The organism is Streptomyces lavendofoliae (genome assembly GCF_014649735.1).
Taxonomy (GTDB): Bacteria; Actinomycetota; Actinomycetes; order Streptomycetales; family Streptomycetaceae; genus Streptomyces; species Streptomyces lavendofoliae.
In genome coordinates this window covers 129,721-150,835 of the sequence record NZ_BMTP01000015.1, presented here as the reverse complement: position 1 = coordinate 150,835, position 21,115 = coordinate 129,721, and the positions used below count along the sequence as shown (strand labels likewise).

The following is a 21,115-nucleotide window of genomic DNA, read 5'->3' as shown; positions in this document are numbered from 1 at the left end:
CCCTCACGCGGCGGTGGCCCTCAGGCGCGGAGGGCGTCACTGGGACGACGGCGCTCACGTGACGTCCGCCGTCCGGTCGGCGCGATCGGGCGAGGGCGCGCCGCCCCGCACCGCGTCCGCCGCCGCGTACAACTCCGCGGGGCGCACCCCGCCGAAGGCCGCCGCCAGGTGGCCGTCGGGCCGCACCAGCAGCACGGTGTGCGCGGCGGCCCCCGGGTAGGTCTCCGTGACCAGGACCTCGCCCTCGACCGGCAGCGCGGACACCGCCTCCACCAGCCGGGGCATCAGGCCCGCGGACATCCAGTGCCGCCGGTCCCACACCCCGGTGCCCGGGGCGACCAGCACGGCGAGGAACCTGCCACGCCCCAGCCGGTCGCGGAGCCGCGCGGTCGTGCCGTCCTCCGGCGCCGTGACGCGCACGTCCTCGACCGGCGCCCCCAGCGGCGTACCCACGCCGGTGTGCGCCTCGGCGCGCGGAGGCGCGAGAGGAGAGTGGGGGTACGCGGGCGGCGCACCGAGCGGGCCGCGCCCCACGTGCCCGTCCGTCAGCAGCGTGTCGTGCCCGCCGCCCCGCAGGTACGTCCGCAGCCCTCCCGCTCCGCGCAGCACCGGCAGCGACTGGTCGGCCGCGCGCAGCCGGGCCGCGACCGCCGTGCGCCGCTCGGCCTGGTAGCTGTCCAGAAGCACCTCGGAGGCGCCGTGGTGCCGGGCCAGGGCGAGTTTCCACGCCAGGTTCTCGACGTCCCGGAGGCCCTCGTCCAGCCCTTGGGTACCGAGCGCGCCCAGCAGGTGGGCGGCGTCTCCGGCGAGGAAGGCCCGCTCCACCCGCCACCGCTTCGCCAGCCGGTGGTGCAGCGTGTAGACGCCCGTGTCGATCAGGTCGTACGCCGGAGTGGCGCCGTCGCACCAGCCGGACAGCGTCTCGCGGATCCGGGTCACCAGCGCGTCGGGCGTCACCAGGTCGCCGCGCGGCGGCAGCAGCCAGTCGAGCCGCCAGCCGCCGTCGGGCAGCGGCCGGGCGGTGATCTCCTCGCCCACACCGCGCCACGGCGGCTGACGGTGCAGCAGGGCCTCGTCCGGCCAGGGCAGTTCGACGTGCAGGGCGGCGACGGCGTGCCGTTCGACGGCCGTGCGCCCCGGGAATCGGACGCCCAGCAGCTTGCGCACGGTCGACCGGGCGCCGTCGCAGCCGACCAGGTGGCTGCCCCGCCAGGTCGCCCCCGGCCCCCGGGTGTGCGCGGTGACGCCGTGCGCGTCCTGCTCGATGCCGTCCAGGCGGCTGTGCGTGACCACCCGCACCAGCTCGGGGTCCGGGAGCGCGGCGATGGCCTCCCGCAGCCCGCGCGTCAGGGCGTGCTGCGGGATGTGCAGCGGGGACGGGGCGTCCAGGCCGAACTCGATGTGCCGCATCCGCTGCCGCCGCCGCATCGACCGCCAGCCGGTCCAGCGCGCTCCTTCGTCCCGTACGGTGGCGCAGCCGAGCCGCTCCACGAACGCGGCCGTGTCGGGGCGGAGCACGGCGGTGCGCGCCGCGCGCGGCTCCTCCTTGCCGGGGCCCTCGTCCAGGACGACGGCCGGTACCCCCTGCGCGGCGAGAGCGAGGGAGAGCGCCAGCCCGACCGGGCCGGCGCCGACCACGATCACCGGGTCCACGGTGAGACTCCTGTGGCGCGTACGGCCATGCGGTGAGCAGGGGAAACACGGGACGGTGCGGCTGGAGCCCGACGGGACGCGATCACAGAACGTATGCAACCCACTGCGCGTGCTTGCGTCAAGTGACGGGGGCAGCGGCGCGACCGCCACTGCCCCCGTACACCACGTAAGACACCCGGATGATGTCACATACCGTCAGTTGCCCTTGTCGACGGTCCCGTCCCCGCCGCCGCCGAGCAGGATGGTGTTGGCGGCGACGTTCCCGGCGTCGCCGCCGAGGACGGCCGCGTTGCCGGCGGGCGCGGCCGGGCCGATGCCCGTCTTGGCGCGGCGGCCCCGCTTCTCGATCCAGGTCGCGAGCCCGGACAGCGCCAGGCACATGGCCACGTAGACGGCGCCGATCACCACGATCGTCGACACGTACGGGTACATGCCGTTGACCTGCGTGTTGGAGGCGATCAGGCGAGCGGTCTGGAGCAGCTCGGGGTACAGGATGATGAAACCGAGCGAGGTGTCCTTGAGGGTCACCACCAGCTGGCTGATGATCGTCGGCAGCATCGCGCGGACGGCCTGCGGCATCAGCACGGTCGTCATGACCTGCGTCTTGCTCATACCGAGCGCGTAGGCGGCCTCGCGCTGGCCCTTCGGTACGGAGTTGACGCCGGCGCGCAGCACCTCGGCCTGGACGCAGCCGTTGTAGATCGACAGGCCGGCCGCCAGCGCCCACATCGAGTGGTCGGTCAGGAAGCCGACCCACACGGCGTAGATGGTGATCAGCAGCGGGATGGAGCGGAACAGCTCGATGAAGCCGGTCGCCAGCCACCGGACCGGCTTGTGGTCGGAGAGCCGGGCCACGGCCAGGAGCACGCCGAGCACCAGCGAACCGACGGCCGCGATGCCGAAGGCCTTCAGGGTGGCGAGGACGGCGTCGGCGATGTTCTGCCGGATGCCCGCGTAGTTGAAGATGTCCCACATCTCGGGGGCGAGGTGCCCCTTGTCGCCCAGCCGGACGATCGTGACGGCGAGCAGCCCCAGGATGGCGAGGGTGCCGCAGACGGCGTAGACGCGGTTGCGGATGACGGCCTTGGGGCCGGGGGCGTCGAAGAGAACGCTGGCGCTCATCGGGCGACCTCCATGCGGCGCTCGAGAATGCGGAAGACGCCGCTGATGGAGAAGGTGACCACCAGGTAGGCGAGGGAGACCCAGATGAAGATCGGGACGATGTCGTATCCCTCCTCGCTCATCAGCTTCTGCCAGCCGAACAGCTCGGTGACGCTGAAGGCGCCCGCGATGGCCGAGTTCTTGGTGAGCGCGATCAGGATCGAGCTCAGCGGTGGCAGCACGGTGCGGGTGGCCTGCGGCAGCACGATCAGCCGCAGCGTCTGGGAGAACGTCATGCCGAGGGAGCGGGCCGCCTCGGCCTGGCCCAGCGGCACGGTGTTGATGCCGGAGCGGACGGCCTCGCAGATGAAGGACGACGTGTAGAAGCCGAGCGCGATCGAGCCGAGGACGAAGGCGCTCATGCCCGGGAACAGGATCTCCGGAACCACGAACGTCGTCACCAGGAACAGCAGCGTCAGCGGCGTGTTGCGCAGCAGGGTCACCCACGCGGTCCCGAACCAGCGAAGCGGCGGGATGGGGGAGACCCGCAGGCCGGCGACCACGATGCCGAGGACCAGCGCGATGGCGGTGCTGACGGCGGTGATCGACACGGTTCCTATGAAGCCGTCGCGGAACTCTGAGAAGTGGTCGAGCAGTACGTTCATGGGGTCTCCGCGTCGGCGGTCAGCGGCTGGCGGTCAAGGTGCGTGCGGGGCGGCGTGCGTGGGTGCGTGGGTGCGTGCTTGGGTGTGCGTGCTGGTACGCGTGCCTGGGAAGCGGGCGCGCGCGGGTCGTGCGGATGCGGGAAGCGGATGCGGCGTACGGCGTGCGGTGCGGCCGGGTGCGGCGTGCGTATGGCGCCGGGTGCGTCCGGTGCCGGGTGCGTCCGGCGTGCACGGGGTGTCCGACGAGCGGCGCCGGGCCGGGCACGGGCGGAGCGCCCCGTACGCGTCCGGTACGGGGCGCTTCGTCGCGAAGCGGGCGGTCAGTAGCGCTCGAGGGCCGGCGGCGCGGCGAACTCGGAGCCGGACAGACCGAGGGTGGCCTCGTAGATCTTCTTGTACGTGCCGTCCTTGACGCCCTTGTCCAGCGCGTCGTTGACCGCGTCGCGCAGGACCTTGTCCTCCTTGTTGATGCCGATGCCGTACGGCTCCTGCGTGAACGGCTTGCCGACGACCTTCAGCTTGCCGGGGTTCTGGGCGGCGTAACCCTTGAGGATCGCGTCGTCCGTCGTCACCGCGTCGACCTGCTTGGTCAGCAGCTGCTGGACGCAGTCCGAGTACTTGCCGAGTTCGGTGGTCTTGGCGCCGTACTTCGGCTGCTTGATCTCCTGCAGCGGCGTGGAGCCGGTGATGGAGCAGACCTTCTTGCCCTTGAGGGCCTCAGGGCCGGTGATCGAGGTGTCGTCCTTGCGGACCAGGAGGTCGGCGCCGGCCTTGTAGTACGGGCCCGCGAAGCCGACCTGCGCCTTGCGCTTGTCGTTGATCGTGTAGGTGCCGACGTAGTAGTCGACCTGGCCCTTGGAGATCGCCGTCTCACGGGTGCTGGAGTCGACCGTCTTCCACTCGATCTGGGAGTCGGTGAAGCCCAGCTCGGCGGCGATCATCTTGGCGATCTCCACGTCGAAGCCGGAGCGCTTCTTCGTGGCCTGGTCCTCGAAGCCGAGGTACGGCTGGTCCGCCTTGGAGCCGACGATGAGCTTGCCGCGCTCCTTGGCCGCCTTGAACGTCGCCGAGCCCTTCAGGTCGACGTTCGTCGCGACGACGTACTTCGGCAGCGCGGGCGCGTCCTTGGCGCCGGGCTGGACGCCGGCCGGCTTGTCGCCCGCCGAGCCCTCCTTGCCACCACAGGCGGTCGCGGTCAGCGCGAGCACAGCAACGGCCAGCGCGGCCGTCTTGCGGAGCTTCATGGTGAACATCCCTTATGTCGTGGTTCGTTGGTCGTCGTCACCGCTGGAGACCAGCGGGATCCGTCAGTGGTGAAGGATCTTCGACAGGAAGTCCTTGGCCCGGTCGCTGCGCGGACTGCTGAAGAACCGGTCCGGCGTGGCCTCTTCGACGATCCGGCCGTCGGCCATGAAGACGACGCGGTTGGCGGCGGACCGCGCGAAGCCCATCTCGTGGGTGACGACGATCATCGTCATCCCGTCCCGCGCCAGCTGCTGCATGACCTCGAGGACCTCGTTGATCATCTCGGGGTCGAGCGCCGAGGTGGGCTCGTCGAAGAGCATCACCTTCGGGTCCATCGCCAGCGCGCGGGCGATCGCGACGCGCTGCTGCTGTCCGCCGGACAGCTGGGCCGGGTACTTGTCGGCCTGGGAGCCGACGCCCACCCGGTCGAGCAGCGTCCTGGCCTTCCGCTCCGCGGCCTTCTTGTCCGCCTTGCGGACCTTGACCTGGCCCAGCATGACGTTCTCCAGCACGGTCTTGTGCGCGAAGAGGTTGAACGACTGGAAGACCATGCCGACGTCGGCGCGCAGCCGGGCGAGCTCCTTGCCCTCCTGGGGCAGCGGCTTGCCGTCGATGGTGATGCTGCCCGAGTCGACAGTCTCCAGGCGGTTGATCGTGCGGCACAGCGTGGACTTGCCGGACCCGGACGGCCCGATGACGACCACGACCTCGCCCCGGGCGATGGTCAGATCGATGTCCTGGAGCACATGCAACGCGCCGAAGTGCTTGTTGACGTTGCTCAGCACGACCAGGTCGCCCGCCGTCGGTGCGGCGTCCTCCGCGCCCTTGGTCACTGAAACTCCGCTCATCGGCTTCTTGCTCCGTCCTCCTCGGTTGGGAGGACATTAAGCACGCGGTGCGACCAGCGTCATTACATCTGAGCGGAAATTGAGCATAACGATCCGGCTTCAACCGGACACTATGCGTGAACGGGGCGACGCCGGAGCGGTGCAGTGGAGAACGGGTGCATAACGGAACCCGCCCGGCGGCCTGAACCCTCTTGACTGGCGGGCCGCGCATCAGCGTTCATGCCGAGGTGGCCGTATGGTCACCGAAGCGATCGCACCTTGCGGAGGGGGGCCATGAGACTGCTGCTCGTCGAGGACGACGACCACGTCGCCGCGGCCCTGTCCGCGATCCTCAAGAAGCACGGCTTCGAGGTCACCCACGCCCGCAACGGCGAGGAGGCGCTCCAGGCCGTCCTGCCCGCCGCCAACGCCGGACGGACGCCCTTCGGCGTCGTGCTGCTGGACCTCGGCCTGCCCGACCAGGACGGCTACCAGGTCTGCGGCAAGATCCGGAAGCTCACCACCACCCCGGTGATCATGGTGACCGCCCGCGCCGACGTCCGTTCCCGGATCCACGGCCTCAACCTCGGCGCCGACGACTACGTCGTCAAGCCGTACGACACCGGCGAACTGCTCGCCCGCATCCACGCCGTCAGCCGGCGCTCCGCCGCCACGGACACCGACGACAGCGCCGGCACGGCGGGGAGCGGCGGCACGGACGATGCGTCGCTGCGCCTGGGCCCCGTCACCATCGAGCTGTCCACCCGGCGGGTGAGCGTGACGGGTACCGAGGTGCAGCTCACCCGCAAGGAGTTCGACCTGCTCGCCCTGCTCGCCCAGCGGCCCGGCGTGGTCTTCCGCAGGGAGCAGATCATCAGCGAGGTCTGGCGCACCAGTTGGGAGGGCACCGGCCGCACCCTGGAGGTGCACGTCGCGTCCCTGCGGGCCAAACTGGGGATGCCCGCCCTCATCGAGACCGTCCGCGGCGTCGGCTACCGCCTGGTCGCGCCGGCCGCGTAACCCCTGAAGCCCCTGTGCGCACCCGACTGCTCCCCCTGCTCCTCGTCCTCATGGCGGGCGTGCTGCTCGCGCTCGGCTTCCCGCTCGCGGCCAGCCTCGCCGCCGCCCGGCAGCAGACCGTCGTCGTCGACCGGATCGACGACACCGCCCGCTTCGCCGCCCTGGCCCAGTTCGTCACCGAACGCGGAACCGGCATCGACGAGCGGCAGTCGACCCTGCACGGCGAACTCGTCCGCTACCACGAGGTGTACGGGATCGAGGTCGGCGTCTTCTACCGCGACACCACCGCCATGGCCCGCGCCCCCAAGGACTGGGACGTGCCGCAGCGGGGAGAGCCCCGGCGCGCCTTCCGCGAGGCCCTGCTGGGCCGCCGCAGCCACGACCCGCCGCAGGTCTGGCCCTGGCAGCGGAACGCCCGCCTCGCGGTGGCCTCACCGGTGGTACGGGACGGTGACGTCGTCGCCGTCGTGCTCACCGACTCGCCCACCGGCCAGCTGCGCTCCCGCATCCTGCACGGCTGGCTGCTGATCGCCGCCGGCGAGGTCGCGGCGATGCTGCTGGCGGTCGGGGCGGCCTTCCGGCTCACCGGCTGGGTGCTCAAGCCCGTCAAGGTCCTGGACGCCGCCACGCACGACATCGCGACCGGCCGCCTGAACTCCCGGGTCGCGGCGGCCGGCGGCCCGCCGGAACTTCGGCGCCTGGCCCACTCGTTCAACGAGATGGCCGACAACGTCGAGGAGGTGCTGGAGCAGCAGCGGGCCTTCGTCGCCGACGCCTCGCACCAGCTGCGCAACCCGCTCGCCGCGCTGCTGCTGCGCATCGAGCTGCTCGCGCTGGAACTGCCGCCCGGCAACGACGAGATCGCCTCCGTGCGCACCGAGGGCAAGCGCCTCGCCCAGGTGCTCGACGACCTGCTGGACCTCGCCCTGGCCGAGCACGCGCCCGCCGATCTGCGGCTCACGGACATCGGGGAGCTGGCCGGCGAGCGCGTGGCCGCCTGGCGGCCGCTCGCCGACGAGAAGGGCGTCCGGCTGACCGGCCACGGCTCGGCCGTGACGGCCTGGGCCGACCCCGTCGCGCTGTCCAGCGCCCTCGACGCGGTGATCGACAACGCGCTGAAGTTCACGCCCGCCGGCGAGGAGGTGACCGTGACCGTCGCCGCCGACGGCGACACCTCCACCATCGTGGTCACCGACGGCGGCCCCGGGCTCACCGACGACGAACTGACCCGCGTCGGCGACCGCTTCTGGCGCAGCAACCGCCACCAGAACGTCAAGGGTTCGGGACTCGGCCTGTCCATCTCGCGCGCCCTGCTCACGGCGGGCGGGGGCTCGATCACGTACTCCCACCACGAGCCGCACGGCCTGCGCGTCACCGTCAGCGTCCCGCGCAGCGCCCCGGAGGGCGCCCCGGCCGGTCCTAGGGCTTGACCGAGCGGTAGTAGCGCCGCGCCCCCTCGTGCAGCGGCAGCGGATCCGTGTACACCGCCGTGCGCAGGTCGACCAGCTGAGCGGGGTGCACCTCGTGGCCGATCCGGTCACGGCTCTGGATCACGGTGCGGGTGAAGGCCTCCGCCAGCGCCGGGTCCGTACGGTCGGTGGTGACGAGCAGGTTGGCCACGGCCACCGTCTCGACCGGCCTGCCCTCCTGCGAGAGGGGGTAGGCGTCGGCGGGCACCACGGCCGAGCGGTAGTAGCGGCCGCTGCCGCCGCCCTCGTGCACCCGGTTGATCAGGTCGCCGTTCAGCGGGACCAGCCGGATCGGGAAGCGCTCCGACAGCTTCTGCACGGCGCTGGTGGGCAGACCTCCCGACCAGAAGAAGGCGTCCAGCCGGCCCTGCTCCAGCAGGGTCGGCATCGTGTCGATCCCCGCCGACACGGGCTCGATCCCGGTCTGCGGGTCGACCTTGGCGGCCTGGAGCAACCGGTTCGCGATCAGCCGTACGCCCGATCCGTCCTGCCCCACGCCGACGCGCAGCCCCCGCAGGTCGCGGGTGGAGCGGACCTTCGAACCCCGGGGGACGACCAGCTGCACGTAGTCGTCGTACAGGCGCGCGCAGCCGCGCAGGTCGTAGGCGCCCGGCCGGCTGTCCCTTATGTACGTCGCCACCGCGTCGGCCGTGGCGATGGTGAAGTCGGCCTCCCCGGACGCGAGCCGGGCCAGGTTCTGCCCGGAGCCCTCGCTGTCGAGCAGCTTTATGGCGACGTCCGGCACATTGCGCCCGAGCGCCTCCTCCAGCAGCTCGCCGTAGCGCTGGTACACCCCGGTGGGTACGCCCGTGCTGAAGGTGACCTGACCGCGCGGGGACGACTCCCCGTCCGGAACCAGCCACCACAGCAGCAGGCCCAGCACCACGAGACCCGCCGCCGACGCTTTGAGGGCGCGGCGGCTGACACGGGAGAGGGCCTGGAGCATGGCGCGATCCTGCCAGGTCGCTCCCGGTGGTGACCAGGCCCGCCGGACAACGGTTCGGGCAAGGCGCCGGGGCCGCCGGCCGGGCCCGGAGCCACCTCCCCGCCGCCCGCCGTGGCAGGGACGACGAGTACCGCCGCGCCACCGGCCCCGTGCCTGCCCCTCCTGGGGGACCCCCGGTCCGGCGGGGACCCGCCGGCGTCCTCCACGAGGCCACGCTGGTCCTCGCCACGCTCGTGCGGCGCTTCCGTCGCCACCTCCCCGCCCGGGAGGTGGCGCCCCGGGCGGCCCTGCCGCTCCAGTCCTCGGCCCCCTGACCGCCACCCCGCGCGCCGCGCGGTGAGGACCGGCGGCCATCGACGGCCGGGCTCCACGGTGGGCCTCCGCGGCGGGCCTCCCCCTCCTCCCCGGCGGCTCGCCGTCGCCGGCGTCACCCCGGCCGGTGACACATCCAGCCGTCCGGCCCGGTGGGACCCCTTACCCTGGACGGGTGAGCGGTAACGACGTGGCTGGCGGAGTAGTGGACGGTTTGAAGACGTACGAGGTACGCACCTACGGGTGCCAGATGAACGTTCACGACTCCGAGCGCCTCTCCGGCCTGTTGGAGGACGCCGGTTACGTACGCGCCCCCGAGGGGGCCGACGGTGACGCCGACGTCGTGGTCTTCAACACCTGCGCGGTCCGTGAGAACGCCGACAACAAGCTGTACGGCAACCTCGGCCGGCTCGCCCCGATGAAGACCAAGCGGCCCGGCATGCAGATCGCCGTCGGCGGCTGCCTGGCCCAGAAGGACCGCGACACCATCGTCAAGAAGGCGCCCTGGGTCGACGTCGTCTTCGGTACGCACAACATCGGCAAGCTGCCGGTGCTCCTGGAGCGCGCCCGCGTCCAGGAGGAGGCGCAGATCGAGATCGCCGAGTCGCTGGAGGCGTTCCCCTCCACGCTGCCGACCCGGCGCGAGTCCGCCTACGCCGCGTGGGTCTCCATCTCCGTCGGCTGCAACAACACCTGCACCTTCTGCATCGTCCCGGCGCTGCGGGGCAAGGAGAAGGACCGCCGCCCCGGCGACATCCTCGCCGAGATCGAGGCGCTGGTCTCCGAGGGCGTCTCCGAGATCACCCTGCTCGGCCAGAACGTCAACGCGTACGGCTCCGACATCGGCGACCGGGAGGCCTTCAGCAAGCTGCTGCGCGCCTGCGGGAGGATCGAGGGCCTGGAGCGCGTCCGCTTCACCTCCCCCCACCCGCGCGACTTCACCGACGACGTGATCGCCGCGATGGCCGAGACGCCCAACGTGATGCCGCAGCTCCACATGCCGCTGCAGTCCGGCTCGGACACCGTCCTGAAGGCGATGCGCCGCTCGTACCGCCAGGACCGCTTCCTCGGCATCATCGGCAAGGTGCGGGAGGCCATCCCGCACGCCGCCATCTCCACCGACATCATCGTGGGCTTCCCCGGCGAGACGGAGGAGGACTTCGAGCAGACCATGCACGTGGTGCGCGAGGCGCGCTTCGCGCAGGCCTTCACCTTCCAGTACTCCAAGCGCCCCGGCACCCCGGCGGCGACCATGGAGGGGCAGATCCCCAAGGAGGTCGTGCAGGACCGCTACATGCGCCTGGTCGCCCTCCAGGAGGAGATCTCCTGGGAGGAGAACAAGAAGCAGGTCGGCCGCACCCTGGAGGTCATGGTCGCGGAGGGCGAGGGCCGCAAGGACGGCGCCACCCACCGTCTGTCCGGCCGCGCCCCCGACAACCGCCTGGTCCACTTCACCAAGCCGGAGCAGGAGGTGCGTCCGGGTGACGTGGTGACCGTCAAGATCACTTACGCGGCCCCGCACCACCTCCTCGCCGAGGGCCCGGCCACCGGCGTGCGCCGCACCCGGGCCGGCGACGCCTGGGAGAAGCGCAACGCCGCCGAGGCCGCCAAGCCCGCCGGAGTCATGCTGGGCCTGCCGCAGATCGGCGCCCCGGCCCCGCTCCCGCCCGTCACCGGCGGTTGCGCGGTCGGCTGACCCGCGAGGGCTTCCCCCTGAGCCGGGGCTCCCACCGGCTACGCTGCGGATCATGCTTGTCGCCGCCGCCGTCTGCCCCTGCCCGCCGCTCCTGGTCCCCGACGTCGCCGCCGGGGCAGCGCCCGAGCTCGACGGCGCGCGCACGGCGTGCTCCGACGCGCTCGCGGTCCTCGCCGCCTCTCGGCCGGACCTGCTGGTCGTGGTCGGCCCGGGAGCGGAGGAGGCGCCGGAGCGGTACCCGGCGGGAGCGGTGGGGGGCTTCCGGGGCTTCGGCGTCGGGCTGGACGTCCGCCTGGGCGCGGGGCCCGGCGGGGACGACCGCCCCTTGCCCGCGCCCCTCGCCGTGGGCGCCTGGCTGCTGGAGCGCGCCCGCTGGGCCGGCGCCCCGGTCGAGGGCCTGGCCGTGGGCGAGCGGCTCGCGCCCGAGCGGTGCGCCGTGGCCGGCCGCGAGCTGGCCGCACGGGCCGGCCGCGTCGCCCTGCTGGTGCTGGGCGACGGCAGCGCGTGCCGCAGTCTCAAGGCGCCGGGTTACCTCGACGACCGGGCCGCCCCCTTCGACGAGCGGGCCGCCCGGGCGCTGGGCGCGGCGGACACGGGCGCCCTCGCGGCGCTGGACGAGCACCTCGCGTACGAGCTGAAGGCGGCCGGCCGCGCGCCCTGGCAGGTCCTGGCCGCCGCCGCCGAGGGCGCCGGCCTGGAAGGCCGTCTGCTGTACGAGGACGCCCCCTACGGCGTCGGTTACTTCGTCGCGGCCTGGTCCTGACCCGCCCGGCGTCCGGGGCCGAGCCCCGTACGGGCGCCGCGCAGGCCCCCTGAGACGGCGGACGGCCGCGGAGCACGATGAGGTGCTCCGCGGCCGTCCGTCATGCCGTGCCGCCGTGCCGTGGCAGGCGGTACCAGCGGTACGAGGTCAGGAGACGGGGGGTGCCGGCGGCGCCGGCGGCATGCCGCCCTCGCCCTCGTCCTTGTGGGCGATCCGGCCAACGGCGTTCCTCGCCTTGCCCGTACCCGACTGGATCTTGTCGCTGTACTTGCCCTTGGTCTTCTGGTCGACCATCCTGGCGGCCTTCTCCAGGCCGTGGTCGATCTTGCTCTCGTGCTGCTGCGCGAGATCGGAAACCTTCTCCTTGGCAGGACCGAGCTTGGCCTTCAACGAATCCAGGAAGCCCATGGGGCACCTTCCCTCGGGGTAACCGTCGTAAGGATCCTACTTACGGGCGCTCTCGCCGGCCTCGTTGTCCGCCGCCTCCTCGGCCGACTGCTGCTTCGGGATCTCCACACCCTCCGCGGCCGCGGCCTCCGGTTCCGTGTCCGTCGCGCCCGACGCCTCGGCGGCCTTCTCCGCGCCCTCCGCCGAGTCGTCGGCCGACGTCACGGCCGCCTCCTCCTGGGGCGCGGCATCGACCGTCTCCTTACGCCGACGAAACCGTGCAAAAACGCCCATATCTACTCCATAGCGTACTCGTGTGGGCGAAATTCCGCGCCGTCCGGAGCGTCCCATTGCGTCGCCCGGTGGAGCCGGTCCGTAAACCGGCGGTCGGAACCTCGCAACAGGCAACGAGGCCGATGTCGTGCCGTCACGTAACTCGTTCGGGGACCTGCCCCGAGGTTTGCGAGACTGGGACGGTGAGAAGTGCAGCTCCCGCCCCGCGGGTCATCGCCGTCGTCGGCCCCACGGCGGCCGGAAAGTCCGATCTGGGCGTCCACCTCGCCCAGCAGCTGGGCGGCGAAGTCGTCAACGCCGACTCCATGCAGCTCTACCGGGGGATGGACATCGGCACCGCCAAACTGACGCCCGAGGAACGCGGCGGCGTCCCGCACCACCTCATGGACATCTGGGACGTCACCGAGGCCGCCAGCGTCGCCGAATACCAGAGGCTGGCCCGCGCGGAGATCGACCGGCTGCTCGCCGCCGGCCGCACCCCCGTCCTCGTCGGCGGTTCCGGGCTCTACGTACGCGGCGCCCTCGACGCCCTGGAGTTCCCCGGCACCGACCCGGACGTCCGCGCGCGGCTGGAGGCCGAACTCGACGAGCGGGGCTCCGGCGTCCTGCACGACCGCCTCGCGGCCGCAGACCCCGAGGCCGCGCGCGCCATCCTGCCCAGCAACGGGCGCCGGATCGTGCGGGCCCTGGAGGTCATCGAGATCACGGGAAGGCCCTTCACCGCCAACCTCCCCGGCCACGACTCGGTCTACGACACCGTCCAGATCGGCGTGGACGTCGCCCGTCCCGAACTCGACGAGCGGATCACCACGCGCGTGGACCGCATGTGGGAGGCCGGACTCGTCGACGAGGTCCGGGCCCTGGAGGCGCGCGGGCTGAGGGAGGGCCGTACCGCCGCCCGGGCGCTGGGCTACCAGCAGGTCCTCGCCGCCCTCGCGGGCGAGTGCACCGAGGAGGAGGCGCGCGCCGAGACCGTGCGCGCCACCAAGCGCTTCGCGCGCCGCCAGGACTCCTGGTTCCGGCGCGATCCACGCGTCCACTGGCTGAGCGGTGCCGCCGCCGACCGCGCGGAACTTCCGCGAAAGGCACTGGCGTTGGTCGAACGAGCGGTTACAGCCTGATCACGTGATGGCATCGGGACGCCCTGCCCGTCATTCCGGCGGTCGGGGGCGTGCCATCATCGAGCATCGATCGACCAGTGGAATCCGAGTGGGGAGGGCGCGTGGCGATGGAGGCCGGCCCTCGCGACAGAGAACAGCAGGAAGCACCGGACGAGCCACAGGTGGCCAGTGACGCACCGGGCCTGAGCCCGGACGGTCCCGACCTCAACGAGGACGGGACCCCCGAGATCGCCCCCGACGAGGTCGAGGTCGAACTGCGCCCGCAGCGCAAGCTGCGCATCTGGCAGCTCGCCCCCATCGTCGGGCTCGCCGTGATCGGCTCGCTGATGTTCGGCTTCCCGCTCGCCTTCGGCTCGGGCGACGGTGGCGCGGTCCTCGCCATGCTCGGTCTGCTGCTGTGCGGCTGCGCCGCCGGGTGGGGCATGATGGCCGCCCGCCGCGTCGGTTACACCTGGCCCGGCCTGCCCGCCCGCGGCTCCGGCGAGCGTCCCGACTGGCGCGTGATCGCGCTGTACGTCGTCGGCGTCGCCGTCCCGGTCGTCCTGGCGGTCTGGCGCGTCGCCCGCCTCCGCTGAGTCCGGGCTCCGCCGGGTCGCGGACTCCGCCGCTTCGCACACTCCACCGGCGCGCCGTACCGCCGGCGCCCCGCGTCCGGGGGACCGGCCGGGCGGTGGACCGGACGGCCGGGGGTCCTGGCCCGCCCGTACGATTGATCCCGTGACCACCGAACCCGTGACCAGCGCGCCCGTCGCCTTCCTCAAGGGACACGGCACCGAGAACGACTTCGTGATCGTGCCCGACCCGGACAACGCCGTCGACCTGCCCGCCGACGTCGTGGCCCGCCTCTGCGACCGCCGGGCCGGTATCGGCGGCGACGGCGTGCTCCACGTCGTCCGGTCCGCCGCCCACCCCGAGGCGCGGGACATGGCCGGCGAGGCCGAATGGTTCATGGACTACCGCAACGCCGACGGCTCGGTCGCCGAGATGTGCGGCAACGGCGTGCGGGTCTTCGCCCGTTACCTCCAGCACGCGGGGCACACCACCGAGGGTGACGTCGCCGTCGCGACACGCGGCGGCGTCAAGCGGGTGCACCTCGCCAAGAACGGCGACGTCACCGTCTCCATGGGCCGGGCCCGGCTCCCCGAGGACGGCGTCACGGTCACGGTCGGCGACCGCAGCTGGCCCGCGCGCAACGTGAACATGGGCAACCCCCACGCGGTGGCGTTCGTCGAGGACCTCGACCACGCCGGCGACCTGTTCACCGAGCCGCCCTACTCGCCCGCCCGCGTCTATCCCGACGGGGTCAACATCGAGTTCGTCGCCGACCGGGGCCCCCGGCACGTGGCCATGCGCGTCCACGAGCGCGGGGCGGCCGAGACCCGCTCGTGCGGCACGGGCGCGTGCGCCGTGGCCGTCGCCGCGGCCCGCCGCGACGGCGCCGATCCGGCCGCGACGGGAACCCCGGTCACGTACACCGTGGACGTCCTCGGCGGGACGCTCGTGATCACCGAGCGCCCCGACGGCGAGATCGAGATGACCGGCCCCGCCGTCATCGTCGCCGAAGGCCGTATCGACCCTGCCTGGCTCACCTCCGCGCGCGCCTGACGCGACCGGCGGGACCCCCTCCGTACCCCTGACGTGCCCGGCGGCCCTCCGTCCGGGCGCCTGACGTGCCCGGCGGACCCTCGTGCGCCGAGGCGGCCGGCGGTCCGCCCCGCGCGCCGGCGGCGACCGGGAGACCTCCGCGCGACCTTCGCTCGAATGGGTGATCCGGTTCACGCTGAGCGAGAGCGGGTCAGCACTACGTGGTGGGCTCGGTAGCATCAAGCACCGGCCCGGCGGGCACGCCTGCCCGCCCCACCGCCGGTCGACGCCGTCGGAGGTGCCCATGAGCGCAGAGGCCACCAACCTGAGTGCAGAGGCCACGAACCCAGCGCCCGGCCGTCGGCGCGGCCGCCCGAGGATCGACCTCCGGAGGCTCGGCCGCGCCGCACTGCTCGGTCCCGGCACCCGTGACCGGCTGCCCGACGCCATCAGCCACGTCGCCGAGGCCCACCGCGCCCACCATCCGGACGCCGACCTGGCCGTGCTGCACCGGGCCTACGTGCTCGCCGAGTCCTCGCACCGGGGCCAGTTCCGCAAGAGCGGCGAGCCCTACATCACCCACCCGCTCGCCGTCACCCTGATCCTCGCCGAACTGGGCGCCGAGACCACCACCTTGACCGCCTCCCTCCTCCACGACACCGTCGAGGACACGGACGTGACCCTCGATCAGGTGCGGGAGGAGTTCGGCGAGGAGGTCTGCTACCTCGTCGACGGCGTGACCAAACTGGAGAAGGTCGACTACGGGGCAGCCGCCGAGCCGGAGACCTTCCGCAAGATGCTCGTCGCCACCGGCAACGACGTCCGCGTCATGTCCATCAAGCTCGCCGACCGGCTGCACAACATGCGGACCCTCGGCGTGATGCGCCCCGAGAAACAGGTGCGCATCGCCAAGGTGACCCGCGACGTCCTCATCCCGCTGGCCGAACGGCTCGGCGTCCAGGCCCTCAAGACGGAACTGGAGGACCTGGTCTTCGCCATCCTCCACCCCGCGGAGTACGAGAACACCCGCGCCCTCATCGCCGGGAACGCCACCGCCGGGGACGCGCTGGCCGCCATCGCCGACGACGTCCGCGCCGTGCTCAGGGAGGCCCGGATCCCGGCCGAAGTGCTGGTACGGCCACGCCACTTCGTCTCGGTGCACCGCGTCCGGCTCAAGCGCGGCGAACTGCGCGGCACCGACTTCGGGCGGCTGCTCGTCCTGGTCGCCGACGACGCCGACTGCTACGGGGTGCTCGGCGAGCTGCACACCTGCTTCACCCCGGTCATCTCCGAGTTCAAGGACTTCATCGCGGCGCCCAAGTTCAACCTCTACCAGTCGCTCCACACGGCCGTCGCCGCACCGGACGGAGCCGTCGCAGAAGTCCTCATCCGTACGCACCAGATGCACAAGGTCGCCGAAGCGGGCGTCGTCGCCCTGGGCAACCCGTACGCCGCGCCCGCGGAGGGCACAGACCCCGTGGGGGAGGACGGCGAACGCAGCGACCCCACCCGGCCCGGCTGGCTCTCCCGGCTGCTCGCCTGGCAGCGGTCGACCCCCGACCCGGACACCTTCTGGACCTCGCTCCGCGCCGACCTGGCCCAGGACGGCGAGATCACCGTCTTCCGCCCCGACGGCGGCACCCTCGCGCTGCCGGCCGGCGCGACGTGCGTGGACGCCGCGTACGCCCAGTACGGAGAGGCGGCCCACACCTGCGTCGGCGCCCGCGTCAACGGCCGCCTCGCGACGCTGGGCACGGTCCTGAACGACGGGGACACGGTGCAGCCGCTGCTCGCCCGGGGGGACGCGGCGACGGACGACCTCGCGACGGCCGCGGAGTCGGACGCCCACGAGGGATGCCTCGTCCCCCACGACCCCGCCTCCGGCCCCTCGCCCGACTGGCTGGAGCACGCCCGCACCCCGGCCGCCCGCATCGCCATCACCGGCTGGCTGGCCGCGCACCCCGAGGGCGTGAAGGTCCCGGCGGCGGCCCCCCGCCCGCCGGCCGCCGTCCTGTGCGCCGACCCCCCGGCCCTCCGGGACGCCGCCGCCGACGCCGTGGTGGCCGACCTCCCGGGCGCCCAGGTGCGGCTGGCCCGCTGTTGTACGCCCGTACCGCCCGACGCGGTCACCGGCTTCCCGGTACGCGGCGGCAACGTGACCGTCCACCGCGTGGCGTGCCCCGCCGTGCGGCGCATGGAGGCGGCCGGGCGCGTACCGGTCGGGGTGTGCTGGGGGGAGGCGGCCGAGTGCCGGGTCACCCTGGTCGCGGAGTCGTTCGGGCGGCCCCGGCTGCTCGCCGACCTCACCGAGGCGATCGCCACGGCGGGCGCCGCGATCGTCTCGGCCACCGTGGAACCGCCCAGCGAGCAGCGCGTCCGGCACACGTACACCCTCCAGCTCGCCGACGCCGCCGAGCTGCCCGCGCTGATGCGCGCCATGCGCGACGTACCCGGTGTGTACGACGTGAGCCGCGCCCAGCACCCGGCGCCCGCCGCCGGCTGACCGCCCCCCGGCCGACCCTCGCGCCCGGTACCCCGCCGGACCCTCGCGGTCCGCGGGTCGCCGCACCCGCCCGCGCCCCGCGCCCCGGTCCGCGCCCCCGGCGCCGCACCCGGCCGCATGCCCTCCCCGCGCCCGCCCCCTCCGCCCGCACCACCCCGCGTGCTGCCGGGGCGCCCCGGCCTCCTCACGGCCCCGGGGCGGAGCCCGTTCGGGTGCGCGGGGCGCGCGCCGTCGCGGTCCGCGCCCGGCGCGCTGGTAGCGGTTGCTCCATGTCCCTCACATCGCGTGCACCTCGCACAGCCCGCACCTCACGGCGCCTCCGGGTGGCCCTGGTGGCGGCGGCGTCGGCCGGCCTGATCGGCGCCGCGCTCCCCTCGCCGCAGCCGCTGGGCATCGGCGACCCGCTCTTCCCGCAGCTCGGCAACCCCGGGTACGACGTCCTCGCGTACGACATCGCCCTCACCTACCGGGGCGACAACACCAAGCCGATGGACGCCCTCACCAAGATCGACGCGCGGGCGACCGACCGGCTGGGCCGCGTCAACCTGGACTTCACCCACGGCACCGTCCACGCGGTCGAGGTGGACGGCCGCCCCGCGGAGTTCGCGCTCAGCGGCGAGGACCTGGTCGTCGAGCCCGCGCGGGCGGTCGGGCCGGGGGAGCGGTTCCGCGTCACCGTCACGCACACCAGCGACCCGGCCGGTCCCCGGAACACCGGCGGCTGGGTCCGCACCGGGGACGGCCTGGCGATGGCCAACCAGGCCGACGCCGCGCACCGCGTCTTCCCCGGCAACGACCACCCCGCCGACAAGGCGTACTTCACCTTCCGGGTCACCGCGCCCAAGGACCTGACGGTGGTCGCCAACGGGCAGCTGGTGGCCCGCGCGCTCAGCGGCGGCACCCGCACCTGGATGTACCGCGGTTCCCACCCCATGGCCACCGAGCTGGCCCAGGTGTCGATCGGCCGCTCCACCGTCGTCCGCCGCACGGGCCCGCACGGCCTGCCCGTACGCGACGTCGTGCCGTCCGCCGACGCCGACCGGCTGGAGCCCTGGCTGAAGCGGACCCCCGACCACCTGGAATGGATGGAGGGCAAGGTCGGGCGCTACCCCTTCGAGACGTACGGGGTGCTCGTCGCCGACGCCGACACCGGCTTCGAGCTGGAGACCCAGACGCTCTCCCTCTTCGAGCGGTCGCTGTTCACCCGGGGCGCCCTGCCCAGGTGGTTCGTCGAATCGATCATGGTGCACGAGCTGGCCCACCACTGGTTCGGCAACAGCGTCTCGCCGCGCCGCTGGGCCGACCTGTGGCTCAACGAAGGACACGCCACCTGGTACGAGGCGCTGTACGCCGAGGAGACGGCGAAGCAGCCGCTGGAGCGGCGCATGCGCCAGGCGTACCTCGACTCCGACCGCTGGCGTGCGGCGGGCGGGCCGCCGGCCGCGCCCAGGCCGCCCGCGGCGGGCCAGAAGATCAGCCTGTTCCGCCCGGTCGTCTACGACGGCAGCGCCCTGGTCCTCTACGCGCTGCGGCAGGAGATCGGCAAGGCCGCCTTCGAGCGGCTGGAGCGGCGGTGGGTGGACCAGTACGCGCACGGGACGGCGAGCACCGAGGACTTCGTCCGGCTCGCCTCCGAGGAGGCGGGGCGCGACCTCACCGCGTTCATGAAGGGGTGGCTCTACGGCGAGCACACGCCCAAGATGCCCGGCCGCCCCGAGTGGCGCAGCAAGGCGCCGGCCAAGGGTTCCACCAAGGCGCCGGCGCCCTCCGCCAAGCGCTGACCCGGGTGGAAATCCGCGTGACGGGCCCGGACGCGCCGTGCGACCATCAGGTGGTCGGCGGCGCGGCCGGGCCCCCGGAATGCCGGGGACCCTCCCCGGGAATCATCCGGGGGAGTCACGCGTTGTGACTGTACGAGCCGCTCGAACCGGCGCGAGCCGGCCGAGTCATCCCACGACGTAAGGATCCAATGACCTCCTCTTCTTCCCCTTCCCAGGACGCGCAGAGCTTCGCGGACACCACCCGCACCGAGAGCCTTCGGGCCGATGCCCTGATGGAAGAGGACGTCGCCTGGAGCCACGAGATCGACGGAGAGCGCGACGGCGACCAGTTCGACCGTTCCGAGCGCGCGGCGCTGCGCCGTGTGGCCGGTCTCTCGACGGAGCTCGAGGACGTCACCGAGGTCGAGTACCGGCAGCTGCGCCTGGAGCGCGTCGTGCTGGTCGGCGTGTGGACCTCGGGGACCGTGCAGGACGCCGAGAACTCCCTCGCGGAGCTGGCGGCGCTCGCCGAGACCGCGGGCGCGCTGGTGCTCGACGGCGTGATCCAGCGCCGCGACAAGCCCGACCCGGCCACGTACATCGGTTCCGGCAAGGCGAACGAGCTGCGCGACATCGTGCTCGAGACCGGCGCCGACACCGTCGTCTGCGACGGTGAGCTGAGCCCCGGCCAGCTGATCCACCTGGAGGACGTCGTCAAGGTCAAGGTGGTCGACCGGACCGCCCTGATCCTCGACATCTTCGCCCAGCACGCCAAGTCCCGTGAGGGCAAGGCGCAGGTCGCGCTCGCGCAGATGCAGTACATGCTGCCGCGACTGCGGGGCTGGGGTCAGTCGCTGTCCCGGCAGATGGGCGGCGGCGGCGGTGGCGGCATGGCCACCCGTGGTCCCGGTGAGACCAAGATCGAGACGGACCGGCGACGGATCCGCGAGAAGATGGCGAAGATGCGCCGTGAGATCGCGGAGATGAAGACCGGCCGTGACATCAAGCGGCAGGAGCGCCGGCGCAACAAGGTGCCGTCGGTGGCGATCGCCGGATACACCAACGCCGGCAAGTCGTCCCTGCTGAACCGGCTGACGGGCGCGGGCGTGCTCGTGGAGAACGCGCTGTTCGCCACCCTCGACCCGACCGTGCGCCGGGCCGAGACGCCGAGCGGCCGCCTGTACACCCTGGCGGACACCGTCGGGTTCGTCCGGCACCTGCCCCACCACCTCGTCGAGGCGTTCCGCTCCACCATGGAGGAGGTCGGCGACTCCGACCTGATCCTCCACGTGGTGGACGGCTCGCACCCGGCGCCGGAGGAGCAGCTCGCCGCCGTCCGTGAGGTGATCCGCGAGGTCGGCGCGGTGGACGTGCCCGAGATCGTGGTGATCAACAAGGCGGACGCCGCCGACCCGCTCGTGCTCCAGCGGTTGCTGCGCATCGAGCGGCACTCGATCGCGGTGTCGGCGCGGACCGGCGAGGGCATCGCCGAGCTGCTCGCGCTGATCGACGCCGAGTTGCCGCGGCCGCAGGTGGAGATCGAGGCGCTCCTGCCGTACACGCAGGGCTCGCTGGTGTCGCGTGCGCACGCCGAGGGCGAGGTGCTCTCCGAGGAGCACACGCCGGAGGGCACGCTGATCAAGGCACGCGTCCACGAGGAGCTGGCCGCCTTCCTGGCGCCGTACGTTCCCGCGGCGCACTGACGGCCGGACACCCCGAAGGCCCGCCCCCTCCGCGCGAGGGGGCGGGCCTTCGTCCGTCGTCGTGCG

Annotated in this window: 18 protein-coding genes; 10 read left to right on the top strand and 8 right to left on the bottom strand. The window is 73.0% G+C overall.

The window, feature by feature from the left end; translation table 11 throughout:
* Positions 1–54: 54 nt before the first annotated feature.
* The 5 genes from IE109_RS26050 to IE109_RS26030 form a co-directional block, all read right to left on the bottom strand.
* Positions 55–1,653, bottom strand: a complete 1,599-nt coding sequence (locus IE109_RS26050) for an FAD-dependent monooxygenase (protein WP_189553772.1) — start codon at positions 1,651–1,653, stop codon at positions 55–57.
* 195 nt (positions 1,654–1,848) lie between these two features.
* Complete coding sequence (locus IE109_RS26045; protein WP_189553771.1) at positions 1,849–2,775, bottom strand: amino acid ABC transporter permease; 927 nt, start codon at positions 2,773–2,775, stop codon at positions 1,849–1,851.
* Positions 2,772–3,419 (bottom strand): amino acid ABC transporter permease, encoded by a 648-nt coding sequence (locus IE109_RS26040; protein ID WP_189553770.1) that lies wholly within the window; start codon positions 3,417–3,419, stop codon positions 2,772–2,774. Before IE109_RS26040 ends, IE109_RS26045 begins: the two co-directional genes overlap by 4 nt.
* A gap of 320 nt (positions 3,420–3,739) precedes the next feature.
* A complete protein-coding gene (locus IE109_RS26035; RefSeq protein ID WP_189553769.1) occupies positions 3,740–4,663 on the bottom strand; it encodes a glutamate ABC transporter substrate-binding protein in 924 nt (307 codons plus the stop codon).
* A gap of 63 nt (positions 4,664–4,726) precedes the next feature.
* Positions 4,727–5,512, bottom strand: a complete 786-nt coding sequence (locus tag IE109_RS26030) for an amino acid ABC transporter ATP-binding protein (protein WP_189553768.1) — start codon at positions 5,510–5,512, stop codon at positions 4,727–4,729.
* A 273-nt stretch (positions 5,513–5,785) separates the two neighbouring features.
* On the opposite strand from IE109_RS26030, the gene IE109_RS26025 reads away from it, so the two are divergent.
* Entirely contained in the window at positions 5,786–6,511 is a 726-nt protein-coding gene (locus IE109_RS26025; RefSeq protein WP_189553767.1) for a response regulator transcription factor, read from the top strand.
* A 14-nt stretch (positions 6,512–6,525) separates the two neighbouring features.
* Positions 6,526–7,941 (top strand): sensor histidine kinase, encoded by a 1,416-nt coding sequence (locus IE109_RS26020; RefSeq protein ID WP_189553766.1) that lies wholly within the window; start codon positions 6,526–6,528, stop codon positions 7,939–7,941.
* On the opposite strand, the gene IE109_RS26015 is transcribed toward IE109_RS26020, so the two are convergent.
* Entirely contained in the window at positions 7,931–8,926 is a 996-nt protein-coding gene (locus IE109_RS26015) for a TAXI family TRAP transporter solute-binding subunit (protein ID WP_189553765.1), read from the bottom strand. The two genes, IE109_RS26020 and IE109_RS26015, sit on opposite strands and share 11 nt — an antisense overlap.
* A 517-nt stretch (positions 8,927–9,443) precedes the next feature.
* On the opposite strand from IE109_RS26015, the gene miaB reads away from it, so the two are divergent.
* Positions 9,444–10,934 (top strand): tRNA (N6-isopentenyl adenosine(37)-C2)-methylthiotransferase MiaB, encoded by a 1,491-nt coding sequence (gene miaB / locus IE109_RS26010; protein ID WP_189553807.1) that lies wholly within the window; start codon positions 9,444–9,446, stop codon positions 10,932–10,934.
* A 52-nt stretch (positions 10,935–10,986) separates the two neighbouring features.
* On the top strand, positions 10,987–11,697 hold the full coding sequence (locus tag IE109_RS26005; RefSeq protein WP_189553764.1) for a class III extradiol dioxygenase subunit B-like domain-containing protein: 711 nt from the start codon (positions 10,987–10,989) through the stop codon (positions 11,695–11,697).
* A 147-nt stretch (positions 11,698–11,844) separates the two neighbouring features.
* Here IE109_RS26005 and IE109_RS26000 read toward each other — a convergent pair whose 3' ends face one another.
* Together IE109_RS26000 and IE109_RS25995 are read right to left on the bottom strand one after the other, a co-directional pair.
* Positions 11,845–12,105 (bottom strand): antitoxin, encoded by a 261-nt coding sequence (locus IE109_RS26000; RefSeq protein ID WP_189553763.1) that lies wholly within the window; start codon positions 12,103–12,105, stop codon positions 11,845–11,847.
* Between the two features lie 36 nt (positions 12,106–12,141).
* Positions 12,142–12,309, bottom strand: coding sequence for a gliding motility protein (locus IE109_RS25995; protein ID WP_308431394.1), 168 nt, complete (start codon positions 12,307–12,309; stop codon positions 12,142–12,144).
* A gap of 251 nt (positions 12,310–12,560) precedes the next feature.
* Here IE109_RS25995 and miaA point away from each other — a divergent pair, with 251 nt between their 5' ends.
* The 6 genes from miaA to hflX all read left to right on the top strand — a co-directional run bounded on the left by miaA (position 12,561) and on the right by hflX (position 21,049).
* A complete protein-coding gene (miaA, locus tag IE109_RS25990) occupies positions 12,561–13,499 on the top strand; it encodes a tRNA (adenosine(37)-N6)-dimethylallyltransferase MiaA (RefSeq protein WP_189553761.1) in 939 nt (312 codons plus the stop codon).
* 107 nt (positions 13,500–13,606) lie between these two features.
* Complete coding sequence (locus IE109_RS25985) at positions 13,607–14,074, top strand: hypothetical protein (protein WP_189553806.1); 468 nt, start codon at positions 13,607–13,609, stop codon at positions 14,072–14,074.
* A gap of 157 nt (positions 14,075–14,231) precedes the next feature.
* A complete protein-coding gene (dapF, locus tag IE109_RS25980) occupies positions 14,232–15,104 on the top strand; it encodes a diaminopimelate epimerase (RefSeq protein WP_189553805.1) in 873 nt (290 codons plus the stop codon).
* Positions 15,105–15,408: 304 nt separating this feature from the next.
* Positions 15,409–17,586: a RelA/SpoT family protein gene (locus tag IE109_RS25975; RefSeq protein WP_189553804.1), complete on the top strand. Its 2,178-nt coding sequence runs from the start codon at positions 15,409–15,411 to the stop codon at positions 17,584–17,586.
* Between the two features lie 269 nt (positions 17,587–17,855).
* Positions 17,856–19,367, top strand: coding sequence for a M1 family metallopeptidase (locus IE109_RS25970; RefSeq protein WP_189553760.1), 1,512 nt, complete (start codon positions 17,856–17,858; stop codon positions 19,365–19,367).
* A gap of 188 nt (positions 19,368–19,555) precedes the next feature.
* Positions 19,556–21,049 carry a GTPase HflX gene (gene hflX, locus IE109_RS25965; protein WP_189553759.1) on the top strand — a complete coding sequence of 498 codons (1,494 nt, stop codon included), beginning with the start codon at positions 19,556–19,558 and terminating at the stop codon, positions 21,047–21,049.
* The last annotated feature ends 66 nt before the right edge of the window (positions 21,050–21,115 follow it).